Annotated in this window: 17 protein-coding genes and 1 tRNA gene; 12 read left to right on the top strand and 6 right to left on the bottom strand. The window is 63.8% G+C overall.

The genetic code is table 11. The features are described from left to right. Positions 1 to 5 precede the first annotated feature (5 nt). The 4 genes from ACEN9O_RS18215 to ACEN9O_RS18200 form a co-directional block, all read right to left on the bottom strand. Complete coding sequence (locus ACEN9O_RS18215) at positions 6 to 932, bottom strand: carbohydrate ABC transporter permease (RefSeq protein WP_495613253.1); 927 nt, start codon at positions 930 to 932, stop codon at positions 6 to 8. 93 nt (positions 933 to 1025) lie between these two features. Beyond that, complete coding sequence (locus tag ACEN9O_RS18210) at positions 1026 to 2276, bottom strand: ABC transporter substrate-binding protein (RefSeq protein WP_495613252.1); 1251 nt, start codon at positions 2274 to 2276, stop codon at positions 1026 to 1028. A gap of 231 nt (positions 2277 to 2507) precedes the next feature. Next, positions 2508 to 3866 carry a glycoside hydrolase 5 family protein gene (locus ACEN9O_RS18205; protein WP_495613251.1) on the bottom strand — a complete coding sequence of 453 codons (1359 nt, stop codon included), beginning with the start codon at positions 3864 to 3866 and terminating at the stop codon, positions 2508 to 2510. 3 nt (positions 3867 to 3869) lie between these two features. Beyond that, complete coding sequence (locus ACEN9O_RS18200) at positions 3870 to 5144, bottom strand: sugar MFS transporter (RefSeq protein WP_495613250.1); 1275 nt, start codon at positions 5142 to 5144, stop codon at positions 3870 to 3872. A 34-nt stretch (positions 5145 to 5178) separates the two neighbouring features. On the opposite strand from ACEN9O_RS18200, the gene ACEN9O_RS18195 reads away from it, so the two are divergent. From ACEN9O_RS18195 to ACEN9O_RS18145, 11 genes are all read left to right on the top strand, one after another. After that, on the top strand, positions 5179 to 5358 hold the full coding sequence (locus tag ACEN9O_RS18195; RefSeq protein WP_495613249.1) for a hypothetical protein: 180 nt from the start codon (positions 5179 to 5181) through the stop codon (positions 5356 to 5358). Positions 5359 to 5457: 99 nt separating this feature from the next. Next, positions 5458 to 6480 carry a LacI family DNA-binding transcriptional regulator gene (locus ACEN9O_RS18190; protein ID WP_495613248.1) on the top strand — a complete coding sequence of 341 codons (1023 nt, stop codon included), beginning with the start codon at positions 5458 to 5460 and terminating at the stop codon, positions 6478 to 6480. Between the two features lie 136 nt (positions 6481 to 6616). After that, a complete protein-coding gene (locus tag ACEN9O_RS18185; RefSeq protein WP_495613247.1) occupies positions 6617 to 7825 on the top strand; it encodes an AGE family epimerase/isomerase in 1209 nt (402 codons plus the stop codon). Between the two features lies 1 nt (position 7826). Beyond that, complete coding sequence (locus ACEN9O_RS18180; RefSeq protein WP_495613246.1) at positions 7827 to 8735, top strand: carbohydrate kinase family protein; 909 nt, start codon at positions 7827 to 7829, stop codon at positions 8733 to 8735. Between the two features lie 146 nt (positions 8736 to 8881). Then, positions 8882 to 11953 carry a formate dehydrogenase-N subunit alpha gene (gene fdnG, locus ACEN9O_RS18175; protein ID WP_495613245.1) on the top strand — a complete coding sequence of 1024 codons (3072 nt, stop codon included), beginning with the start codon at positions 8882 to 8884 and terminating at the stop codon, positions 11951 to 11953. Positions 11954 to 11972: 19 nt separating this feature from the next. Beyond that, positions 11973 to 12887, top strand: coding sequence for a formate dehydrogenase subunit beta (fdxH, locus tag ACEN9O_RS18170; RefSeq protein ID WP_495613244.1), 915 nt, complete (start codon positions 11973 to 11975; stop codon positions 12885 to 12887). Beyond that, positions 12884 to 13537: a formate dehydrogenase subunit gamma gene (locus ACEN9O_RS18165; protein WP_495613243.1), complete on the top strand. Its 654-nt coding sequence runs from the start codon at positions 12884 to 12886 to the stop codon at positions 13535 to 13537. Before fdxH ends, ACEN9O_RS18165 begins: the two co-directional genes overlap by 4 nt. 70 nt (positions 13538 to 13607) lie before the next feature. After that, the gene (gene fdhE / locus ACEN9O_RS18160) at positions 13608 to 14609 is read left to right on the top strand and encodes a formate dehydrogenase accessory protein FdhE (protein ID WP_495613242.1); all 1002 of its coding nucleotides are present in this window, start codon (positions 13608 to 13610) and stop codon (positions 14607 to 14609) included. Next, positions 14606 to 16114, top strand: coding sequence for an L-seryl-tRNA(Sec) selenium transferase (gene selA, locus ACEN9O_RS18155; RefSeq protein WP_495613241.1), 1509 nt, complete (start codon positions 14606 to 14608; stop codon positions 16112 to 16114). The genes fdhE and selA overlap by 4 nt, the downstream gene beginning before the upstream one ends. Continuing rightward, entirely contained in the window at positions 16111 to 18024 is a 1914-nt protein-coding gene (gene selB, locus ACEN9O_RS18150; protein WP_495613240.1) for a selenocysteine-specific translation elongation factor, read from the top strand. The genes selA and selB overlap by 4 nt, the downstream gene beginning before the upstream one ends. Before the next feature lie 6 nt (positions 18025 to 18030). After that, positions 18031 to 18126: transfer RNA gene (locus ACEN9O_RS18145), tRNA-Sec, on the top strand. Here the strand turns inward: ACEN9O_RS18145 and ACEN9O_RS18140 are convergent. After that, a complete protein-coding gene (locus tag ACEN9O_RS18140) occupies positions 18111 to 18818 on the bottom strand; it encodes an alpha/beta hydrolase (RefSeq protein ID WP_495613239.1) in 708 nt (235 codons plus the stop codon). The two genes, ACEN9O_RS18145 and ACEN9O_RS18140, sit on opposite strands and share 16 nt — an antisense overlap. Beyond that, on the bottom strand, positions 18815 to 19660 hold the full coding sequence (gene bla / locus ACEN9O_RS18135; protein ID WP_495613238.1) for a subclass B3 metallo-beta-lactamase: 846 nt from the start codon (positions 19658 to 19660) through the stop codon (positions 18815 to 18817). The genes ACEN9O_RS18140 and bla overlap by 4 nt, the downstream gene beginning before the upstream one ends. A 103-nt stretch (positions 19661 to 19763) precedes the next feature. Here bla and ACEN9O_RS18130 point away from each other — a divergent pair, with 103 nt between their 5' ends. Then, positions 19764 to 21425 carry a methyl-accepting chemotaxis protein gene (locus tag ACEN9O_RS18130; RefSeq protein ID WP_495613237.1) on the top strand — a complete coding sequence of 554 codons (1662 nt, stop codon included), beginning with the start codon at positions 19764 to 19766 and terminating at the stop codon, positions 21423 to 21425. Positions 21426 to 21492 lie beyond the last annotated feature (67 nt).

Here is a 21492-nt window from a genome sequence, read left to right as displayed (position 1 = left end):
GGCCCTCACAGAGCAAAGCGGGTCAGCCTGCGCTGGACACCGATGAAATAGACACCCACGCCAGCCAGGATTACCAGGAACATCAGCGTGGCGACGGCGGAACCCAGATAGGCATTGCCGACCTGCGCCTGGTAGCCGAAGAAGGTGCGGTAGAACAGCGTGCCCAGGATATCGGTCGAATAATTCGGCCCGGCCAGCGCGCCCTTGATCGAGTAGATCAGATCGAAGGCGTTGAAGTTGGCGACAAAGGTCAGTATCGTCACCAGGCCCAGCGTCGGATAGATCAGCGGCAGCTTGATCTGCCAGAAGATGCGCAGCGCGCTGGCGCCTTCCACGTGGGCCGCTTCGACGATTTCCTCCGGCACCGCCAGCAGTGCGGCGTAGATCAGCATCATCGGCATGCCGATGTACTGCCACACCGAGATCATCGACAGCGTCGCCAGGGCGGTTTCCTCCTGCCCCAGCCACGGCGCGAACCAGTCGGCCAGGCCGGCAAAGCCCATCAGCTTCTCGCCTACGCCCCACAGCGGCGACAGGATCAGCTGCCAGATAAAGCCGATGATCACCACCGACAGCAGTGTCGGCAAAAAGATTAGCGTGCGATAGGTACGGGCGCAGCGCAGTCCTTTCAGACTAAACAGCGTCGCCAGCAGCAGGCCGATCGGGTTCTGCAGCAGCATGTGGATGCAGAAGAATTTTGCGTTATTGGCCATCGCATTCCAGAAGCCCGCCGACCAATCCGGATCGAGCAGGATGGTGCGGAAGTTCTCCAGGCCGACGAAGACGGCCTTGCCGCTATCGTCCGCGCTGAAGAAGCCCTGCGCCAGCGTCTGCACCAGCGGCAGCGCGCTAAACAGGGAGTAGACGATCACCGCCGGCGCCAGGAACAGCAGCAACTGCCAGGGCCGCACCGTATTAACAACGTGTTTCAAGTAAGCCTCCAGAATTCGGGCAAAAAAGAGCCGGCGCCGCGCCCGGCGCCGGCCAAAGGAATCACACAATCAGGGGGAGGGATTGGTGTGATACTACTTTTGCTGTGGCTTGTACCACTTCGCAAATCCGTTTTGCAGCTTGGCTGCGGCATCCTTGGGCGCCAGCTTGCCGTTCAATACCTGCGCGTTCACGTTCCACAATTCGCTTTCCATGCTGGGCTGCCCGCGATTCAGCACCTGGGCGTTGAAGCGTATCGTCGAAGCGCAGCTGCCGCGCCATTCCGCCATCTGCTTGGCTACCGGATCGCGCACCGAGATCAGGTGGTTCGACAGCGAGAAGAAGCCGGTCACGCGGTTGGTGTAGATGTCGGCGAATTCCTGCGAGCCCACCCAGGCCAGGAACTTGTAGGCGTCTTCCTTGTTGCGGGATTTTTTGTTGATGCCGATGCCGATGTCCATGTGATCGGAAATGAAGCACGGGTCGCCAGCCTTGCGCACCGGCGGCGCGAACGCGCCCAGCTCCAGGCCCGGCGTCTGGGCGAAATATGAGATGTCCCACGAGCCGGTCGGATAGATCGCCGCGCGGCCCAGAGCGAACTGGTTCTGGCTGTCGCCGTAGGTCTGGGCGCTGGCGCCCTTGCCGAGGTAAGTGCCCATCTTCTGCTCGAACTGCAGGGCCTCGACGAACGGTGCGTCGGTCAGCTTGGCTTTGCCGGCGATCAGCGCCTTGCGGCCTTCCTCGCCACGCCAGAAGTTCGGGCCGATATTGGTATAAACCATTTGGCTCGATTCCCACTGGTCGGCCGTGCCCAGCGCCAGCGGTGCGACGCCGCCCTTCTTCAACGCTTCCAGCACGGCGAAGAATTCATCGACGGTCTTCGGCGCTTGCAGGTTCAGCTTCTTGAAGATCTTCTTGTTGTATAAGAAGCCGTGGATCACCGAGGCCACCGGCATGCAGAAGGTATCCTTGCCGTCGTCGGTCTGCCAGGCCACCGTTGAAGTGGGCGCGAAATTCTGCATGCCCGGTTTGCCGTCCAGCTTATCCAGATGGCCTTTCTTGTAGAGCGACAGCGAGACATCGAACGGGCGGCAGGCTATCAGGTCGCCCGCGGTGCCGCCGGCCAGGCGCGCGGCCAGGCTGGAATCGTACTCGGTCGGCGCAGTCGGTGCGAATTTGACTTCGATGCCGGGGTTGCTCTTTTCGAAGGCCGGCAGCAGGACTTTTTCCCACAGCGTCTTGTCGTCGACGCGCCAGCTTTCGATCACCAGCGTGCCGGCCTGGCAGGCCTGGGCGGAAAACAGGGCGATCAATAGAGCGCGGCGAACAGTACGGCTTACTTGCATGGTGAGTCCCTTTGCGTAGCTTTATTTACAACGATGAATTTATTCTAGCATTGGCTTTTCTGTGACAGGCGAGTGAGTTGCCTTACGGAATAAACAAGCTAAGCCATTGAATTCATTGATATAAATTTCCACCAAAGGATCACGACATTACATTTCCTTACCGCCGATGGGAACGCAAAGGGGGTGTGGCGGGGACAGCAGCCCCGCCCTGCAAAGCTTCGTAAGAAATGCTTACATAACTTTACAAAAAGCTTGCGAACTTGTTGTTGGAAGGCGGCAGATGGCGTGCAGGCGGTCGGCATATTCCTTAATCAGCAGCAGCGAGCTGACGTCGGAATCGAATACCGAATACAGGCCCTGCTCTTCCTGCGGCGGGTCGCCGACGAAATCGTTCCCGGGCTTCCACCAGTAATCCGCGTTGGCCGCGCGGCCGGCGCCGCCCCACGCCCAGAAATTGAAGCCGGCGACGGGATCGCCTTTGCTGGCGCGCTGGTAGATGACATCGAAGACTTCGCGATAGAAGCGATCGCGGATCTTGGTGGTGGCCTTGATGCTGAACGAAGGTCCGTCGCGGTCGAGCCCAAACTCTTCCAGCACGATAGGCTTGTTCAGTTTCTTCGCCAGTTCGATGTGCGCGTTCAGGTACTCGCGACTCTTGGCGACGGCACCGTCCCAGCTGCCGCCTGGGTTCTTCGAATCGAACCAGCCCCAGTTCTTGGGCCACAGGTGATAGGTCAGGTAGTCGATATTGTTGGTGCGGTGCGCGTCCAAATAGAGCTGCGCATCCTGCGCGGAGCCGACCACGCCCTCGCTGCCGCTGCTGACCATGTGGTTCTTGTCCAGGCTATGGATGTAGCCCGCCGTCTCGTCTATCCACTTGACGTAGACCGCCCTTTCCTTCGGCGTTACCTGGCTGGTGCCCGGACGCGGCTCATTGGCCAGCTGCCACGCCATGATGCTGGCGTCTTCGGAGTATGGCTTGCCGGTGACGGTGTTGACACGCTTGACGATGCTGGCGATCACGTTGCGGTACTCGGCCTGCGCGGCGGCGCTGCGATAGAAGCCGGCGGTACTCGTCAGGAAGCCGTCGAAGTCGTGGGTGGCGTTCGGATCCAGCGCAGGCGTGCCTTCGAACCAGTTCAGGTACTGCGTCATGCCGCCGGACCATTGCCAGAAGTTGTTCAGGTAGAGCACCACCGTCATATCGCGCTTGGCGACTTCCGCCATCAGGAAGTCCAGGCCGACCAGCAGTTCCTCGTCGTATCGACCCGGCGCCGCCGTCGTCGCGGGACTGACCGCGCTCTTGATGTCCGTCTTTTCCGAGACGGCCAGCACGCGCAGGTTATTGATGCCCAGCGCATGCATATTGTCCAACTCCTTCAGCAGGCGGGCGCGTTCGCCGACACCTCCGGCGGCGCCGAGGTAGCCGCCGTACCAGAAGTTTGCGCCAGCGATGTAATAAGCCTGGCCCTTGCGGGTGAAGTGCGTCTTCTTGACGCTGACGAAATCGCCGTGCGCTTCGGCCGCGCCAGCCGTGCCGCAAGCGCCCGCCATCAGGGCTGCGGCGCAGAATTTGATTAGTGGCTTCATGATTTATTTTGTAGAGTACATGCTGGCATACTTCACGCCGAAGTAAAGAATAAAGGTGTAGCACGCGGCCGGCACGAAGAACGACCATTGCAGGCCGATGGAGTCAGCCAGCAAGCCCTGTGCGAAAGGCACGACGGCGCCGCCGACGATGGCCATGCACAGGATGCCCGAGCCCTGGCCGGTCTGCTTGCCCAGCTTGTGCAGCGCCATGCTGAAGATGGTCGGGAACATGATGGAGTTGAACAGGCCAACCGCGATGATGCTCCACATGGCGAGCGCGCCGCTGCCGAAGATGGCGGTCAGGATCAGCACAATGGACGCTGCGGAATTGAACGCCAGCGCCTTGCCTGGGCTGACATAACGCATCACGCCGAAGCCGACGAAGCGGCCTATCATGGCGCCGCCCCAGTAATAGCTGACGTAGTGCGCGGCCGCGCCGGCGGGCAGGCTGGCGACGTTCGCTTCGCCGAGGAAGTTGATCAGGAAGCTGCCGATACTGACTTCGCCGCCCACGTACAGGAAGATGCCGATCGCGCCCAGCACCAGGTGACGATGGGCCAGCACGGATTTCTCAACGGTGGAGATAACGCCGCCCTCTTCTTCCGCATGGCTCATCTTCGGCAAGCGCACCAGCGCGAACAAGATGGCCAGCGCCAGCAGCGCCGCCGCCAATGCCAGGTACGGTCCCTGCACGGCGGCCGCTTCCTCGGCCTTGGTCTTGACCAGGTTCGCCACGGCGGGCGCGCCTTCGGACAGGATCAGGATACCGCCCAGCGTCGGCGCAATCGTGGTGCCCAACGAATTGAAGGCTTGGGTCAGCGTCAGGCGGCTCGATGCGGTGGCCGGCGCGCCCAGCACCGTCACATAAGGATTGGCCGCCACCTGCAGGATCGTGATGCCGCTGGCGAGCACGAAGAAGGCCAACAGGAACAACGCATAGCCGTTCATCGACGCCGGATAGAACAGCGCGCAACCGCAGGCCGCCAGTACCAGGCCGCTGACCGCGCCGCGCTGGTAGCCGATACGCTTGATCAGCATCCCGGCTGGCAGCGAGACGATGAAGTAGGCGCCGAAGAAGCAGAACTGCACCAGCATCGCTTGCACATAATTAAGGGTATAAATCGATTTCAGATGCGGAATCAGCACGTCGTTTAGCGACGTTAGCAGCCCCCACATGAAAAACAGCAGCGTGATGATAACCAGCGGGACGCTGTTGCCGGCCCCCTCCTGATCCGCCTGGCCGTGAGCGCGCATAGCGGCCGATGCAACGTGTTCCATAAATCTGTCTCCCATATGGATGGTTTTTATATTAATGAAAAAGATTCTGCATGGGCGCTATCCGGCGGTCAAACAGCAAGCGTATTTCGGCCGCAGTTTAGCCACCTTCACTAAACACACCGATATAGCCGCGACGCCGCCACAGCGGCATGGCGAAGGGCTAAAGCTGGCATGTTTAGTAAATTGCGCTAAACTTTTCGGGAAAATCATCTAGCTGTTTGACCGGGCATGGACGCTTATGCAAGACTGCGTCACACAGAATCCTGTCGACGGCCGCGCCGCGAGCAGTTTCATAAAGATACTTGGAGGGTAGATGGGCAATGCCACGAATGTCGCCGGAGTGACGATACGGGATATCGCCCGTGTCGCCGGGGTGTCCGCCGGGACCATCTCGCGGGCGTTGAAGAATGAACCGGGATTGACCGAGGCCACCCGCCAGATGGTGCTGGAAGCGGCGCGGGAACTGGGCTACGACTTCTGCAAGCTGCGGCCGAAGCGTCTGCGGCGGCTGACCTTCCTGCTGCACCGCCAACACAACACCGCGTCGAGCAGCCCGTTCTACTCGCCGGTGCTGCACGGCGCCGAGGAAGCCTGCCGCAAACAGGGCATCGTGCTGTCGTTCATGGCGGTCGGTCCGGCGGACGGTTTGATCGACCAGATACGCATGCATGCGCCGGACGGCATCGTCTGCGCCGGCTTCTTCGAACCGGAAACCTTGAGCGCCCTGCGCTCGACCGGCAAGCAGCTGGTGCTGATCGACATGCAGCTGCGCGGTTACAGCTCCGTCAACCCGGACAATATGATGGGTGGCTACCTGGCCACCAAGCACCTGATCGACACCGGCCGCACACGCGTGGGCTTCATCTCCGGCCCGCTGTCGCACTACAGCATCCGCGAGCGCGCGCGCGGCTACCGGCAGGCGCTGTTTGAAGAAGGCATCCTGGCCGATCCGCGCCTGGAAGCCGGACTGCCGGACGGCGTGGACCTGGAAACCGGCGCCTGGGAAGCGATGGAGCAGCTGCTGTCCCTGCCCCATCCGCCCGATGCGGTGTTCTGCTACAACGACAGCGCCGCGCTGGTGGCGATGCGCTGCTGCCTGGCCAAGGGTTTGAAGGTCCCGCACGACATCGCCATCGTCGGCTTCGACGACATCGCGACCGCCGTGCTGGGACATCGGCCGCTGACAACGCTGCGCATCGATAAGAAAGCGTTGGGAGCACTTGGCGTGGAACTGCTGCTCAGCGGGCAGCAGGAAGAAACGGTAGAAAAGATCGCGCCGGTGGAATTGATCGTCCGCGCAAGCACCGTTTTCGACGGCTGGCGCATACAGAAATAATCTTTACAGACCAGGTTTTGCCGCAGGGCGTACGGTTCGCAGGAGCCGTACGCGGGGACTGCTGCGCGCCTGGAAAACATACAGCGCTTGCCGTACAAGGCGGCCTGCTCTTTTTAACCCACAAACGGACCTGACGATGGTACCAGATTTTCAATCCCGCGCGACGCTGCTGAACCACATACGCCACACCAAGCACTTCTACGACGATCGCTGCGTGGACCCCAGCGGCGGCTTCTATCACTTCTACAAGGATGATGGAACGGTCTACGATGCGCACACCCGCCACCTGGTCAGCAGCACACGCTTCATCTTCACGCATGCGATGGCGTGGCGCCAGTTCGGCGAAGCCGGCGATCAACAGCGCCTGCGCCATGGCCTGGACTTTTTGCGCAAGGCGCACCGTAACGCCGACACCGGCGGCTACGCCTGGCAGCTGGACTGGAACAACGGCGCCGGCATCGTCACCGACGGCACCAACCACTGCTACGGACTGGCCTTTGTGCTGCTCGCCTACAGCCATGCACTGATGGCCGGCGAGACCCAGGCACGTATCTGGATCGCCGAAACCTACGCGCTGATGGAACAGCGCTTCTGGCAATCCGCGCACGGCCTGTACGCCGACGAAGCCAGCGCCGATTGGTCTACCCTCGCCTCCTATCGCGGCCAGAACGCCAACATGCACGCATGCGAAGCGTTGATCGCAGCGTTCGAAGCAACCGGCGAACGAGCCTACCTGCTGCGCGCCGAAACGCTGGCCCACAACATCACGCAACGCCAAGCCACGCTGGCCGATAACCTGATCTGGGAGCACTACCACGCCGATTGGTCGGTCGACACCGAATACAACCGCCACGACAAGAGCAACATCTTCCGCCCCTGGGGTTATCAACCGGGTCACCTGACCGAGTGGGCCAAGCTGCTGCTGCTGCTGGAGCGCCACGGTGCGCAACTGGAAGGCGGCAGCAACTGGCTGCTGCCGCGCGCCGTCGAGCTGTTCGACGCGGCGCTGGCCAAGGCATGGGACCACCAGCACGGCGGCATCTACTACGGCTTCGCTCCGGACGGCAGCATCTGCGACGACCTCAAATACTTCTGGGTGCAGGCCGAAAGCCTGGCCACCGCGGCGCTGCTGGCCGCGCGTACCGGCGAGATGCGCTACTGGACCTGGTACGATAAAATCTGGGCCTACAGCTGGGAGCATTTCGTCGACCACCAGCATGGCGCCTGGTATCGTATCCTTGGCGCGGACAACAGCAAGCTGACCGACGAGAAGAGCCCCGCCGGCAAGGTGGACTATCACACCATGGGCGCCTGCTACGAAGTGCTTAACGTTTTAAAGGACTAAGATGACAGCCTTTCCGGTATTCGTGGCGGCGGGTGAAGCGCTGACCGACATGATCGTTCAGGACCCGCAACAGCAGCAGTGGCTCAGTCAAGTGGGTGGCTCGACCTGGAACGTGGCGCGCACCATGGCCAGGCTGGATGTGCCGACCGCCTTCGCCGGCGCCATCAGCCGCGATGTCTTCGGCGACGCGCTGTGGCAGGCCAGCGAGGCTGCGCGGCTGGATCTGCGCTTCCTTCAGCGCTGCGACAAATCGCCGCTGCTGGCGATCGTGCACCGCACCGATCCACCGGCCTACTTCTTCGTCGGTGACGACAGCGCCGACTTGCAGTTCGATGCGACGGCGCTACCGGACGGCTGGCGCAAGCACTGCAAATGGGTGCACTTTGGCGGCATCAGCCTGGCGCGCCAGCCGCTGGCGGACAAGCTGGTGGCACTGGCCGAACAGCTCAAGCAGGACGGTGTGCGCATCAGCTACGACCCAAACTATCGCTTGCTGATGGACGAACGCTACGACGCCACGCTGCGCCGCATGACGGAGCTGGCGGACGTGATCAAGGTGTCCGAAGAAGATCTGGAAGGACTGTTCCGCACCACCGATATCGATGGCGCCTTCGCTACGCTGCGCGGCTGGAATCCCGCCGCCACCTGCCTGTACACCAAGGGCGGGGCCGGCGCATCGCTGCACGTCGGCGACCAGGCGTGGCACCTGCCTGCGCCGCTAATCACCGTGATCGACACCGTCGGCGCGGGCGACGCCAGCATCGCGGCGCTGGCGTGGAGCATGATGCATCGCCCGCAAAACCAGCCTTTGCAGCATTTGCAGTTCGCCGTGGCGGCAGGCGCCGCCGCCTGCCTGGGTGCCGGTGCTTCGCCGCCGTCGCTGGCGCAGATCGAGGCGCTGCTCCAGTAAGAACGTCGATGCAAACTTGGCATTTAAGCTATCCCCTAAGACTAACGGCTGCCGAAAACACAACAACCGATGCAATTCGGTACGGAACTTCTTTTTTTATAGTGATAGACTTGGTAGGTCTTTTCATAATATGAGAGGCTTACCCCATGAACCAGATGACCAGGCGTCAGTTCCTTCGGGTGACTGGCGCGACCATCGCGGGTTCGAGCATCGCGCTCCTCGGTTTTGCGCCGGCATCGGCCCTGGCCGAAGTCCGGCAGTACAAGCTGGCGCGCAGCACCGAAACCCGTAACACCTGCCCCTACTGCTCCGTGGGCTGCGGGATTCTCATGTACGGCCTGGGCGACGGCGCCAAGAACGCCAAGGCCAGCATCATCCACATCGAGGGCGATGCCGACCATCCGGTCAACCGTGGGACGCTGTGCCCCAAAGGCGCGAGCCTCATCGATTTTATCCACTCCGAAAACCGCCTGATGGTGCCGGAGTACCGCGCGCCCGGTGCGACCGAATGGAGCAAGATGTCCTGGGACGACGCGCTGACCCGCATCGCCAAGTTGATGAAGGCCGATCGCGACGCTAATTTCATCGACAAGACGGCGGACGGCAAGACCGTCAACCGCTGGACCACCACCGGCATGCTGTGCGCGTCGGCGAGCACCAACGAAGTAGGTTACCTAACCCATAAAACCATGCGCAGTCTGGGCATGCTGGCATTCGACAATCAAGCGCGTGTATGACACGGTCCGACGGTGGCAGGTCTTGCCTCGACATTTGGACGTGGTGCGATGACGAATCACTGGGTGGACATCAAGAACGCTGATGTCATCCTGGTCATGGGCGGTAACGCAGCAGAAGCACACCCTTGCGGATTCAAATGGGTCACGGAAGCGAAGGCGCATCGCGGCGCCAAGTTGATCGTGGTCGATCCGCGCTTTACCCGTACCGCTTCGGTGGCGGACTACTACGTCCCTACGCGTACCGGCGCGGACATCGTCTTCCTCGGCGGGATCATCAACTACCTGCTCACGAACGACAAGATACAGCACGAGTACGTCCGCAATTACACGGACATGCCCTTCATCGTCCGCGAGGACTTCGCCTTTAACGACGGCCTGTATTCGGGCTACGACGAAAAGGCGGGCAAGTACACCGACAAGAGCAGCTGGAACTACGAGATGGGCGACGACGGCTTTGCCAAGATCGACGCCACGCTCGAGCATCCACGCTGCGTGTACCAGCTGATGAAGAAGCACTACGCGCGCTATACGACGGCGATGGTGGAGAAAGCCTGCGGCGTACCGCCGGAGAAGTTCCTCAAGGTCGCCGAGATGCTGGCATCGACCGCCGTTCCAGGCCGCGCCGCCACCATCCTGTACGCGCTGGGCTGGACGCAGCACTCCACCGGCGCGGAAACGCTGCGCACCGGCGCCATGGTGCAGCTCCTGTTGGGGAACATCGGCATCGCCGGCGGCGGCATGAACGCGCTGCGCGGCCACTCCAACATCCAGGGCCTGACGGACCTGGGGCTGCTGACCAATATGCTGCCCGGCTACCTGACGCTGCCCGGCGAAGCGGAGCAGGACTTCGAGGCCTATGCCGCCAAGCGGGCGCTGAAGCCTTTGCGTCCGAATCAGCTCAGCTACTACAGCAACGCGAAGAAGTTCCTGGTCAGCTTCATGAAGTGCTGGTGGGGCGACGCCGCCACGGAGGAGAACAACTACGCCTTCGACTACCTGCCCAAGCTGGACAAACCCTACGACATGATGCAGGCCTTCGAGCTTATGCATCAAGGGAAGATGAACGGCTACATCTGCCAGGGCTTCAACATCCTGGCCTCGGCGCCGGACAAGCAGAAGATCACGGAAGCCTTGTCCAAGCTGAAGTACCTGGTGGTGATGGACCCGCTGGCGGTTGAGACAGCGGAGTTCTGGCGTCCGTTCGGCGAGTTCCACCAGGTCGATCCGACCAAGATCCAGACCGAGGTGTTCCGCCTGCCGACTACCTGCTTCGCCGAGGAACGCGGCTCGCTGGTGAGCTCCTCGCGCGTGCTGCAGTGGCACTGGCAAGGGGCCGATGGTCCGGGTCAGACCAGGAGCGACCTTGAGATCATGTCCGGTATTTTCCTGCGCATCAAAAAGATGTACCAGACCGACGGCGGCAAATTCCCCGACCCTATCGTCAACCTGACCTGGCCCTATACCAAACCGTTCAGCCCAACGCCGGAAGAACTGGCGATGGAGTACAACGGCAAGGCGCTGAAGGAGCTCACCGATCCCAAGGACCCGACAAAAGTCATCCTGAAGAAGAATGAGCAGGTGGCCGGCTTCGCGCAATTGCGCGACGACGGCAGCACGGCGTGCGGCTGCTGGATCTTCGCCGGCTGCTGGACCGCGGCGGGCAATCAGATGGGACGGCGCGACAACTCCGACCCGAGCGGCATCGGCCAGACGCTGAACTGGGCCTGGGCCTGGCCAGCCAACCGCCGCATCCTGTACAACCGCGCCTCGTGCGACCCGAAAGGCAAGCCGTGGGACCCCACCCGCAAGCTGGTGGGATGGAACGGCACCAACTGGGCCGGCGCCGACGTCCCCGACTTCAAGGCGGACGAGCCGCCGGAAAACGGCATGGGTCCCTTCATCATGCTGGCCGAAGGCGTGGCGCGCTTCTTCTCGCGCGACGCGATGGCCGAAGGTCCCTTCCCGGAGCACTACGAGCCGTTCGAAACGCCGGTGGGCCACAACCCGCTGCATCCGAACAATCCGCGCGCCACCAGCAACCCGGCCGGCCGCATGTTCCCGAACGACCGGGCCAAGCTGGGCAAGGTGGCGGAGTTCCCGCACGTGGCCACCAGCTACCGGCTGACGGAGCACTTCCACTACTGGACCAAGCACGCGCGCCTGAACGCCATTATCCAGCCGGAGCAATTCGTCGAGATCGGCGAGGAGCTGGGCCAGGAGCTCGGCGTCGCGCACGGCGACCGCGTCAAGGTCAGCTCCAAGCGCGGGCACATCGTGGCCAAGGCCGTGGTGACCAAGCGTATCAAGGCGCTCATCATCGACGGCAAGAAGACCCACCAGGTCGGACTGCCGATTCACTTCGGGTTCAAGGGAGTCACCAAACCGGGCTACCTGATCAACACCCTCACGCCGACGGTTGGTGACGGCAATTCACAGACACCGGAATTCAAGTCCTTCCTGGTGAAAGTGGAAAAAGCATGACCGCCCGAGGAGAATGACCATGGCACTACAATCCCTTGATATCAAGCGCATGTCGGCGACGACGGTGCAGGAGCCGGTGGCGCGCACGCCTGTCACCGGCACCGTCGCCAAGTTGATCGACGTGTCGAAGTGCATAGGCTGCAAGGCCTGCCAGACCGCCTGCATGGAATGGAACGACCTGCGCGACGACATCGGCGAGACCACCGGCGTGTACGACAATCCTATCGACCTGTCGCCGCAATCGTGGACCGTGATGCGCTTCTCGGAACACGAGCGCAACGACGGCAACCTCGAATGGCTGATACGCAAAGACGGCTGCATGCACTGCGAAGACCCCGGCTGCCTGAAGGCCTGCCCGGCGCCGGGCGCCATCGTCCAGTACACCAACGGCATCGTCGACTTCCATCAGGAGAACTGCATCGGTTGCGGCTACTGCGTGGCCGGCTGTCCGTTCGACGTGCCGCGCATCTCGAAGAAGGACGACCGCGCCTACAAGTGCACGCTCTGTTCGGACCGCGTGGCGGTGGGCCAGGAACCGGCCTGCGTCAAGACCTGCCCTACCGGGGCCATCGTCTTCGGCACCAAGGAGGACATGAAGGAGCACGCGGTGGAGCGCATCGAGGACCTGAAGTCGCGCGGCTACGCCAACGCCGGCTTGTACGATCCGGCAGGCGTCGGCGGCACGCACGTGATGTATGTGCTGCACCATGCGGACCAACCGGGCCTGTACCACGGCCTGAAAGCGAATCCGAGCATCAGCCCGATGGTCGGGCTGTGGAAGGGCTTGACCAAGCCCCTGGCGCTGGCCGGCATCGCCGTCACCGCGCTGGCGGGATGGTTTCACTATTCGCGCGTCGGTCCGAATGAAGTCAGCAAGGACGAGGAAGCCGAGGCGCTGCATGAGGCCAACCGTATCCGGGAGGGCGAAAAATGAGCACCCCAAATCGCGACAAGGATGGCAATCCGCTGATCGAGCGCTATACGCCGAATGAGCGCAGCAACCACTGGGTGACGGCCATCTGCTTCATCCTGTTGGCGGTGTCCGGGCTGGCGATGTTCCATCCGGCGACGGCGTGGATGGCCGTGTTCCTCGGCGGCGGCCAGTGGACGCGTATCCTGCATCCGTTTATCGGGCTGGTGATGTTCGTGTCGTTTGCGCTGCTGGTGATGCGCTTCTGGCACCATAACAAGTTCGAGCCGGGCGACAAGCAGTGGCTGGATCAAATCGGCGACGTCGTCAACAACCGCGAAGACAAACTGCCCAAGGTGGGCCGCTACAACGCGGGGCAGAAGCTGCTGTTCTATGTGCTGATCTTCTGCATGGGCGGGCTGCTGCTGTCCGGCGTGGTGATCTGGCGGGCTTACTTCGCGTTCTACTTCCCGATCGAGATCGTGCGCTTCGCCGCGCTGCTGCATGCCTTCTGCGCGTTCGTGATTATCTGCTCCATCGTGGTCCACATCTACGCGGGTTTGTGGGTGAAAGGTTCGATCGGCGCGATGGTGCGCGGCGCCGTCACTTATGGGTGGGCGCGCAAACATCACCCGCGCTGGTTCGAGGAAGTCGCCCGAAAATCGCGTGATTAGCTCAGCAATTTAGGATTAGAATAGTCTCCGGGCCGGCGGCTCCGTCGCCGCCGGTAATCTGGGAGACATCTTGGTACAACGTCTACTTGCACCCGGCGAGATCGAAGCGCTCGATCACAACGCCATTCCGCGCCTGCTGCTGCCGCAGTCACGCAGCCTGTTCTCCGCGCGCGCCGCCCGCCTGCGCCAGCTTGCAAAAAATGAAATCAAAGGTATCCCGGTCGGCGAGACGCTAAGCGGCTACCTGCTGCTGATGGCGGCACTGGTCGACGCGCAGGCCGCCGTGGCGCTCTCCCTTCCGGCAGAGGCCTTCGCCCTGCCCGACGCTGCCGACATCGACGTCTCGCTCGAACACAATATGCCGCCGCTGCCCGTCAGCGGCGCGCGGCCGCCGTCGTGGCGCGCGGTGTTCGACGCCCTGCTCGATCAACTCGATCCGCTGGCGGAAGGCCAGCCGCAGATCGCCACGGTGCTGGCCGAACTGCGCGCGCTCGACAGCGCCGAGCTGGAAGGCTGCGCCGACGCCGTGCTGTCGGAGCTGACCGACAGCGTGAATCCATTGCACGCGCCGTTCGTGGCGGCCGCATTGCAGGTGATGTGGACCATGCGCGCCGGCCAGCTGGACGCGCAGCGCGTGCAGCCACTGGTGACGAATACACTGTGCCCCGTGTGCGGCGCGCATCCGGTGGCCAGCGTGATCCGCATCGGCGGACAATCGCAGGGCTATCGCTACTTGCAGTGCAGCTGCTGCGCCAGCGAGTGGCATATGGTGCGGGTCAAATGCTCGTGCTGTGAGCATACGGCGCGCATCGCCTACCAGAGCATCGAACCGGCCGAGGCAGCCGGCACTACGTCGGAAATCGCCAACAAGGCCAATGACCCAAGCAAGGTGGCGCGCGCCGAAACCTGCGACGACTGCCGTACCTACCGCAAGATCTTCAACCAGGAGCACGACTACAACGTCGAACCGCTGGCCGACGACCTGGCCAGCCTGGCGCTGGATCTGCTGGTGGGCGAAGCCGGCTACGCCCGCGCCAGCGGTAATCCTCTGCTGTGGTTCAACGCCGAATGAGCGGCAAGCCGGACACCGCGACCACCGCCGGCCGGCGCAAAGACGCCGCCTCGCCCACTGGCGCCGAAGCGGGCGCGCCAGCAGCGGCGGGCGCCATCCACCTGCCTGCCGTTCACCTGATCCTGTCGGACACCGCATGCGAACCGCTGATCGCCGAATACGGCCGCGTGCAGACGCTGGAGGCGGCACGCGTGCTGTTGGCCGAACGGCGCAGCATCATGCTGGCCAGCCGCCGCGACGGCATGCCGGCCGCCGCCACTGGCGATACCGGCATCCCGGCCTTGCTGGCCATGCTGGCCAACCGCCTGCACGACGCCAGCCGTTCGCCGCTGCGCCCTGTCTTCAATCTCACCGGCACTGTCCTGCATACCAACCTTGGCCGCGCGCTGCTGCCCGACAGCGCGGTGCAAGCCGTGGCCGAAGCGCTGCGCTGGCCGATGAACCTGGAATGGGATATCGACACCGGCAAGCGCGGCGACCGCGACAACCTGGTCGAAGACCTGCTGCTGGAACTGACCGGCGCCGAGGCGGCCACCATCGTCAACAACAACGCGGCCGCCGTGCTGCTGATGCTGAACACGATCGCGCAAGGCAAGGAGGTGATCGTCTCGCGCGGCGAGCTGGTGGAAATCGGCGGCGCCTTCCGCATCCCGGACATCATGACCCGCGCCGGCGCCGTGCTGCGCGAAGTGGGCAGCACCAACCGCACGCACCTGAAGGACTATGCCGAAGCCGCCGGCCCACAGACCGCGCTGATGATGAAAGTCCATTGCAGTAACTACGCCATCACCGGCTTCACCAAGAGCGTCGAGTTGCCGGAGCTGGCGCCGCTGGCGAAGCAGCACAACATCCCGCTGGCGGTGGACCTGGGCAGCGGCACGCTGGTCGACCTTGAACAATATGGCCTGCCGCACGAAACCACGGTGCGCGAAACCATCGCCAGCGGTGCGGACCTTGTCACCTTCAGCGGCGACAAGCTGCTGGGCGGGCCGCAGTGCGGCATCATCGTCGGGCGCGCCGACTTGATCGCACAGATCAAGAAGAATCCGCTCAAGCGCGCACTACGCGTCGGCAAACTGACGCTGGCCGCGCTGGCGCCGGTGCTCGCGCTGTACCGCGCGCCGGACTTGCTGCCCGAACGCCTGACCACACTCAAGCTGCTGACGCGCCCCGCCGCCGCCATGCGCGAGCTGGCGCAGGCGCTGCTGCCGCCATTGCAGGCGGCGCTGGGCGCCGGCTATGAAGTCAGCAGCGAAGCGATGATGAGCCAGATCGGAAGCGGCGCCCTGCCCGTCGACCAGCTACCCAGCCACGGCCTGGTGATACGCGCCGCCGCTGCTGGACGCATCAGCAATGCGCTGGGCGTGCTGGAACAGCGCCTGCGCGCATTGCCGCTGCCGGTGATCGGCCGCATCGCGCAGGACGCCTTGTGGCTAGACCTGCGCTGCCTGGACGACCACCAGCGCCAGCGCTTCACAGACCAACTGGCGCTGCTGGCCATATGATCGTCGGCACGGCAGGCCATATCGACCACGGCAAGACCACGCTGACGCGCGCACTTACCGGCGTCGACACCGACCGGCTGAAGGAAGAAAAAGCGCGCGGCATATCCATCGAACTCGGTTACGCCTACACGCCGCTGCGCATCGACCACCCCGACGGCGAGATCCTCGGCGTGATCGACGTGCCAGGTCATGAAAAATTTATCCGCACCATGGCCGCAGGCGTTACCGGCATCGACGCCGTGCTGCTGGTGATCGCCGCCGACGACGGCATCATGCCGCAGACGCTGGAACACCTCGCCATCCTGCGGCTGCTGGGCGTGCGGCGCGGCGCCGTGGCCCTGACCAAAATAGACCGTGTCGACACGCCCCGCGTGGAACAGGTGGAGCGGGACATCAATGCCCTGCTGGCGGCGACCGACTTTGCCGAGGCGCCGATCTTCCGCACCAACGCCAGCGCGGACGCGGACGCCGGCGTGCAGGCTTTGCGGGGATATCTGGCGCAGATGGCCGCATCGCTGCCGGCCAGCGACGAACGGCGCCTGTTCCGGCTTGGCGTGGACCGTGTGTTCACCTTGTCCGGCCAGGGCATCATCGTCACCGGCACGGCGCTGGCGGGCAGCGTGCGCGTTGGCGATGTGCTGCAACTGGCGCCGGGCGGACAGCAGGCGCGCGTGCGCAGCATCCATGCGCAGAACCGGGGCGCCGACAGCGGCCGCGCGGGTCAGCGGCTGGCATTGAATTTAAGCGGCGTGTCGAAGGAAGAGATACAGCGCGGCACCTGGGTAGTCGCCCCGGCGCTCGCCGCCTGCTCCGAACGCATCGACGTCGAACTGACGCTCATGCCGGACTGCGGTCAGACGCTGAAGCCATGGTCGCCGTTGCACGTGCACCTGGGGGCTGCGCACCATACGGCGAACGTGGTGATGCTGGACGGCGACGTGCTGGCGCCGGGCCAGACCGGCCGCGTGCAGCTGGTGCTGGACGCGGCGGTGCACGCCGTCCCCGGCGACCGCTTCGTGATCCGCAATGCGCAGGCCACCGCCACCATCGGCGGCGGCATGGTGCTCGATCCCTTCGGCCCGGCGCGCAAGCGGCGCAGCGCCACGCGGCTGGCGTGGTTGCAAGCGCTATCAGATTTCGTCGCCAGCGGCGATGTCGCCTCGCTGCTGGCCCGCAGCGCGCTGGGCTTGCGCATGTCGGCGCTGGTGCGCCTGTCGCAGCTGCCGGCCGATCAAATCGCACTACCGCCGGATACCATCCAGGTCGCCCTGCAAGGCGGCGACCAGCTGCTGTTGGCCGCCGCCGAAGTTCAAACGCTGGAAGCGCGCATCCTGAACGGCCTGACCGAATTCCACGCGCGCGCGCCGGACGACGCCGGCCCCGAACTGTGGCGCCTCAAGCGCATCGTCGCGCCGGAGATGGAAGACCGCTTATGGAGCCGCTTGATCGAAACGCTGATCGGCGCAGGCCAGGTGAAACAGCGCGGCCGCAGCCTGCACCTGCCGGGGCACAGCGTGGAACTGAGCGAACAGGAACAGGCGCAGGCCAAGCCCCTGCTGGCCGCCCTGCTGGAAGGCGCATACGATCCGCCGTGGGTACGCGACCTGTCGCGCGATTACGGCATGCAGGAAGCGGAGGTGCGGCGCCTGCTGCTCAAGCTCTCCAAGACGGGAGCGATCAGCCAGCTGGTGCCGGACCTGTTCTACCATCCAAAACGACTGGCCGAACTGGCGGCGCTGGTGGCGTCGCTGCCCGAAGCGCAGGCGTCGGCGTTCCGCGACGCGACCGGACTGGGTCGCAAGCGGGCCATACAGATATTGGAGTTCTTCGATCGCGTCGGCTATACTCGGCGCGTGGGTAACACCCACTTGATACGACCCAACGCGGTCTGGTCGTACAGTGGCGAGTAGTACCACGGAAGGCATACTCATCCGGTGATGGGGCCGGGCTTCAAACCCGGTGGGGGGCGTCAGACGCTCCCCTGTAAGTTCGACTCCTACTGCCTTCCGCCATTCACCGTGTCGGCCACCATATCGACGGCGGCATCGAAGCTGGCCGGGTCTTCCGCCAGCAGCGACCACAGACGATTGTGTTCCGCGCCCGGCACCACATACAGCCGGCTCGATTGCGCGCGCGTGGCGGCGGCCACCAGGCGTTCCGGAATCTCCCGCGGGATCGTGGCGTCGTTCTCGGCGGCGATCACCAGCAGGCGGCCTTCGAAGCGCGACATGATGTCCCAGGCGTCGCTGTCGACCCAGCTGCGCTCGCGCCGTATCACGACCGAGAAGTCTGGTCCGAACGGTACTTCATATGCCGACGGCGTGAAGACGCCGGGCACGATCAGCACCAGCGCGTCGACGCGATGACTTTGCGTGAAGCGGATGGCGTTGTAGGCGCCCATGCTGGCGCCGATGATCGCCAGCGGCTCAGGCAGGCCACGCGCAGCGGCCACCGCCTGCGCCTGGCGCGTGCGGCTCGCCACCGACGATTGCGCCAGCGTCCCGCCGGTGTCGCCATGGCCAATGCAATCGAAGCTGCTGCTGCCGATGCCGCGCTGCTGCAAGGCGCTGCGCAGCATATGATGGCCGCGACGGCTGCCGGTGCCGGCGCCGTGCAGATACAGCACGCGGTTGTTGCTGTCGCCAACGTACTGGTCGCCCTTCAGCACATGGCTGTCAAAGGGCACATCGAAATCCACGATCATTTGCTTGTCTCCTCGGCCAGACGCAGATTGAGCTTGTCGCGCGCCACCTTGACGTAGGCTTTGCAGCCTTCGCCGCCATCCAGCAAGGCATTCGGCTTGCCGCTTTTGAGCTTGTCCCACATGCCGGAGAATTCCGGGTGCACGGCGACGATGATGTCGCACGAGGCGCGCTCCAGCGCCGCATAACTTTGTTCGAATTGCTTCACCACTTCCGGGTGCGCGGTGAATTTATAGCCATCGCTGGAAATCGCATTGATGCTGTCGGCGAAGACGATGTTGGCGCAGCGGTCTTGTTCGCAGGAGCGCCACGTCCAGCTGGTGCCGCCTGCCGTGTGGCCCGGCGTGTACATGGCGGTCACCGTCAGCGGCCCGACTTTGACGGCTTCCCCATCACGCACCGTGCGTACCTTGCGCACCTTGGCAAACGGCGTGCTGCCGACGAACTGCGGATCATCCTTGGCCATGCTGCCTTGCTTCAGCGCGGCGGCCGTCAGCGGACTGGCCACCACCGTCGCGCCGGTCATGCGCTGCAGTTCGGCGATGCCGCCCGCGTGGTCGAAGTGATCGTGCGAGCTCAGTATCAGCTTGACGTCCTGTATGCGGAAACCCAGCTTGCGGATGCTGGCGGCGATGCGCTGCGGCGAGTCTGGATAGCCGCCGTCGAGCAGGATATGGCCTTGCGGTGACGTCACCAGCACCGAGCTGAGGCTGCTCACGCCGACGTAATAGCTATTGCCATGAATTTGAAACGGTTCGACCGGTTTATTCCAGTCGTCGGAATTTTGGGCGGTTGCGGTGACGGCCAGGCCGCACAGCAAGAGCGCGAGACAGTTTTTGATCATCAATGTGTTAGCAGAGGGTGAAAAGGCCACGGCATTGTACCTTGATCAAGGTGGAAAGATTGCTTAAGAAGCAGTATGTCCTTTTTACCGCGAGGAAATGGTCATGAACTTATCCGCTATGAAGGTTGGCAAACGGCTAATGATCGGCTTCGGCGCGACTTTGCTGCTGTTGCTGTCCATCGCCGCGAGCAGTTGGCTCAGCATCCGCAGCAGTGCCGCCGACACCGATAATCTGCTGCGCGGGCGCTTGAAAGTGGAGCGCCTGATCCTGCATTGGAAGGGGCTAGTCGATACCAATCTGCAACGGTCGCTGGCGGCGGTCAAGTCCACCGACCCGGAGGTCCAGAAGTTCTTTGAGGACAGCATCGCCCGCACCTCCGCGCAGGCCCAGGAAGACCTGAAGCAGATCACCGAACTGATGAAGGACCCGGCGGCCAAGGCGCTGTTCACGGCGACCGCCGACAAGCGCACGCAGTACCTGGCCGTGCGCAAGCGCGTGCTGGCCGAAAAGAACGGCGGCGATCCCGAGCAGGTCCGCCGCCTCGTCGAACAGGAATTCCTGCCCGCCAGCGCGGCGTATCTCGCCAGCCTGCAGGTGCTGATCACCCGCCAGACCGAGGTGATCGACGAGATCGGCGACGGCATCCTCCAGCGCAGCGCGCAGTCGGCCTGGATGATCGTGGCGCTGAGCGCCGCGTCGGTCGCGCTGGCGCTGTGCCTGGGCTGGCTGATCAGCCGCTCGCTGCTCAGGCAACTGGGCGGCGAGCCGGCCTATGCCGCCGGCATCACCGACCGCATCGCCGCCGGCGATTTGACGGTGCAGGTCGCACTGCAGCCGGACGACCGTTCCAGCCTGCTGTACAGCATCGCCGCGATGCGCACGCGGCTGGCTGCCATCGTCAGCGAGGTGCGCGCCGGCACCGACGCGGTCGCCACCGCGTCGAACCAGATCGCCAGCGGCAATATGGACCTGTCCGCCCGCACCGAGCAGCAGGCCGGTTCGCTGGAGGAGACAGCGTCGTCGATGGAGCAGCTGACCGCCACCGTCAAGCAGAACGCCGAGTTCGCGCGCCAGGCCAACCAGCTGGCGTCGGCCGCGTCCGGCGTGGCCGCGCGCGGCGGCGAGGTGGTGGCCGAAGTGGTGACGACGATGGAATCGATCACCGCCTCGTCCCGCAAGATCGTCGACATCATCGGCGTGATCGACGGCATCGCTTTCCAGACCAATCTGCTGGCCTTGAACGCGGCGGTGGAGGCGGCCCGCGCCGGCGAGCAGGGACGCGGCTTCGCGGTGGTCGCCAGCGAGGTGCGCAACCTGGCGCAGCGTTCGGCCAGCGCCGCCCAGGATATCAAGCAACTGATCGGCAAGTCGGTCGAGACCATCGCCAACGGCGCCACGCTGGTCGACGAGGCCGGGCTGACGATGAGCGACATGGTCGCCAGCGTCAAGCGCGTGAGCGACATCATGCAGCAGATCATGCACGCGGGCGCCGAGCAGCAAGCCGGCATCGAGCAGATCAACCAGGCCATCATCGAAATGGACGGTGTGACGCAGCAGAACACCGCGCTGGTGGAACAGGCCGCCGCGGCGGCGGAGGCGTTGCAGGGGCTGTCCGGCCACCTGGCCGGGCTGGTGAGCGTGTTCCAGGTGGAGGACGCGGCGGCGGCCGACGGGCTTGCCATCCCTGCTGCCCGGCCCGGCTCCGCTGCGGCGTCGCGTGCCGCGCCGACGGCGGAACCGCGCCTGGTACTGACCGCTGGCTGAGCTTTTTTGGACGGCCGTGCCGGGCACCATGGTCATACACGGCAGAGACTGGCACAATGTCGGTTCG

Source organism: Duganella sp. Dugasp78, from assembly GCF_059491455.1.
Note: the sequence above shows the minus strand (reverse complement) of the source record. Positions and strands in the feature narration are given on the sequence as shown.

Excerpts from the sequence above, each read along its gene's own strand:
- ACEN9O_RS18205 (WP_495613251.1), bottom strand. The coding sequence starts at position 3,866 with ATGAAGCCACTAATCAAATTCTGCGCCGCAGCCCTGATGGCGGGCGCT.
- ACEN9O_RS18210 (WP_495613252.1), bottom strand. The coding sequence starts at position 2,276 with ATGCAAGTAAGCCGTACTGTTCGCCGCGCTCTATTGATCGCCCTGTTT.
- ACEN9O_RS18190 (WP_495613248.1), top strand. The coding sequence starts at position 5,458 with ATGGGCAATGCCACGAATGTCGCCGGAGTGACGATACGGGATATCGCC.
- fdxH (WP_495613244.1), top strand. The coding sequence starts at position 11,973 with ATGGCACTACAATCCCTTGATATCAAGCGCATGTCGGCGACGACGGTG.
- ACEN9O_RS18165 (WP_495613243.1), top strand. The coding sequence starts at position 12,884 with ATGAGCACCCCAAATCGCGACAAGGATGGCAATCCGCTGATCGAGCGC.
- selA (WP_495613241.1), top strand. The coding sequence starts at position 14,606 with ATGAGCGGCAAGCCGGACACCGCGACCACCGCCGGCCGGCGCAAAGAC.
- selB (WP_495613240.1), top strand. The coding sequence starts at position 16,111 with ATGATCGTCGGCACGGCAGGCCATATCGACCACGGCAAGACCACGCTG.
- bla (WP_495613238.1), bottom strand. The coding sequence starts at position 19,660 with ATGATCAAAAACTGTCTCGCGCTCTTGCTGTGCGGCCTGGCCGTCACC.
- ACEN9O_RS18140 (WP_495613239.1), bottom strand. The coding sequence starts at position 18,818 with ATGATCGTGGATTTCGATGTGCCCTTTGACAGCCATGTGCTGAAGGGC.
- ACEN9O_RS18180 (WP_495613246.1), top strand. The coding sequence starts at position 7,827 with ATGACAGCCTTTCCGGTATTCGTGGCGGCGGGTGAAGCGCTGACCGAC.
- ACEN9O_RS18185 (WP_495613247.1), top strand. The coding sequence starts at position 6,617 with ATGGTACCAGATTTTCAATCCCGCGCGACGCTGCTGAACCACATACGC.
- ACEN9O_RS18130 (WP_495613237.1), top strand. The coding sequence starts at position 19,764 with ATGAACTTATCCGCTATGAAGGTTGGCAAACGGCTAATGATCGGCTTC.
- ACEN9O_RS18200 (WP_495613250.1), bottom strand. The coding sequence starts at position 5,144 with ATGGAACACGTTGCATCGGCCGCTATGCGCGCTCACGGCCAGGCGGAT.
- ACEN9O_RS18195 (WP_495613249.1), top strand. The coding sequence starts at position 5,179 with ATGAAAAAGATTCTGCATGGGCGCTATCCGGCGGTCAAACAGCAAGCG.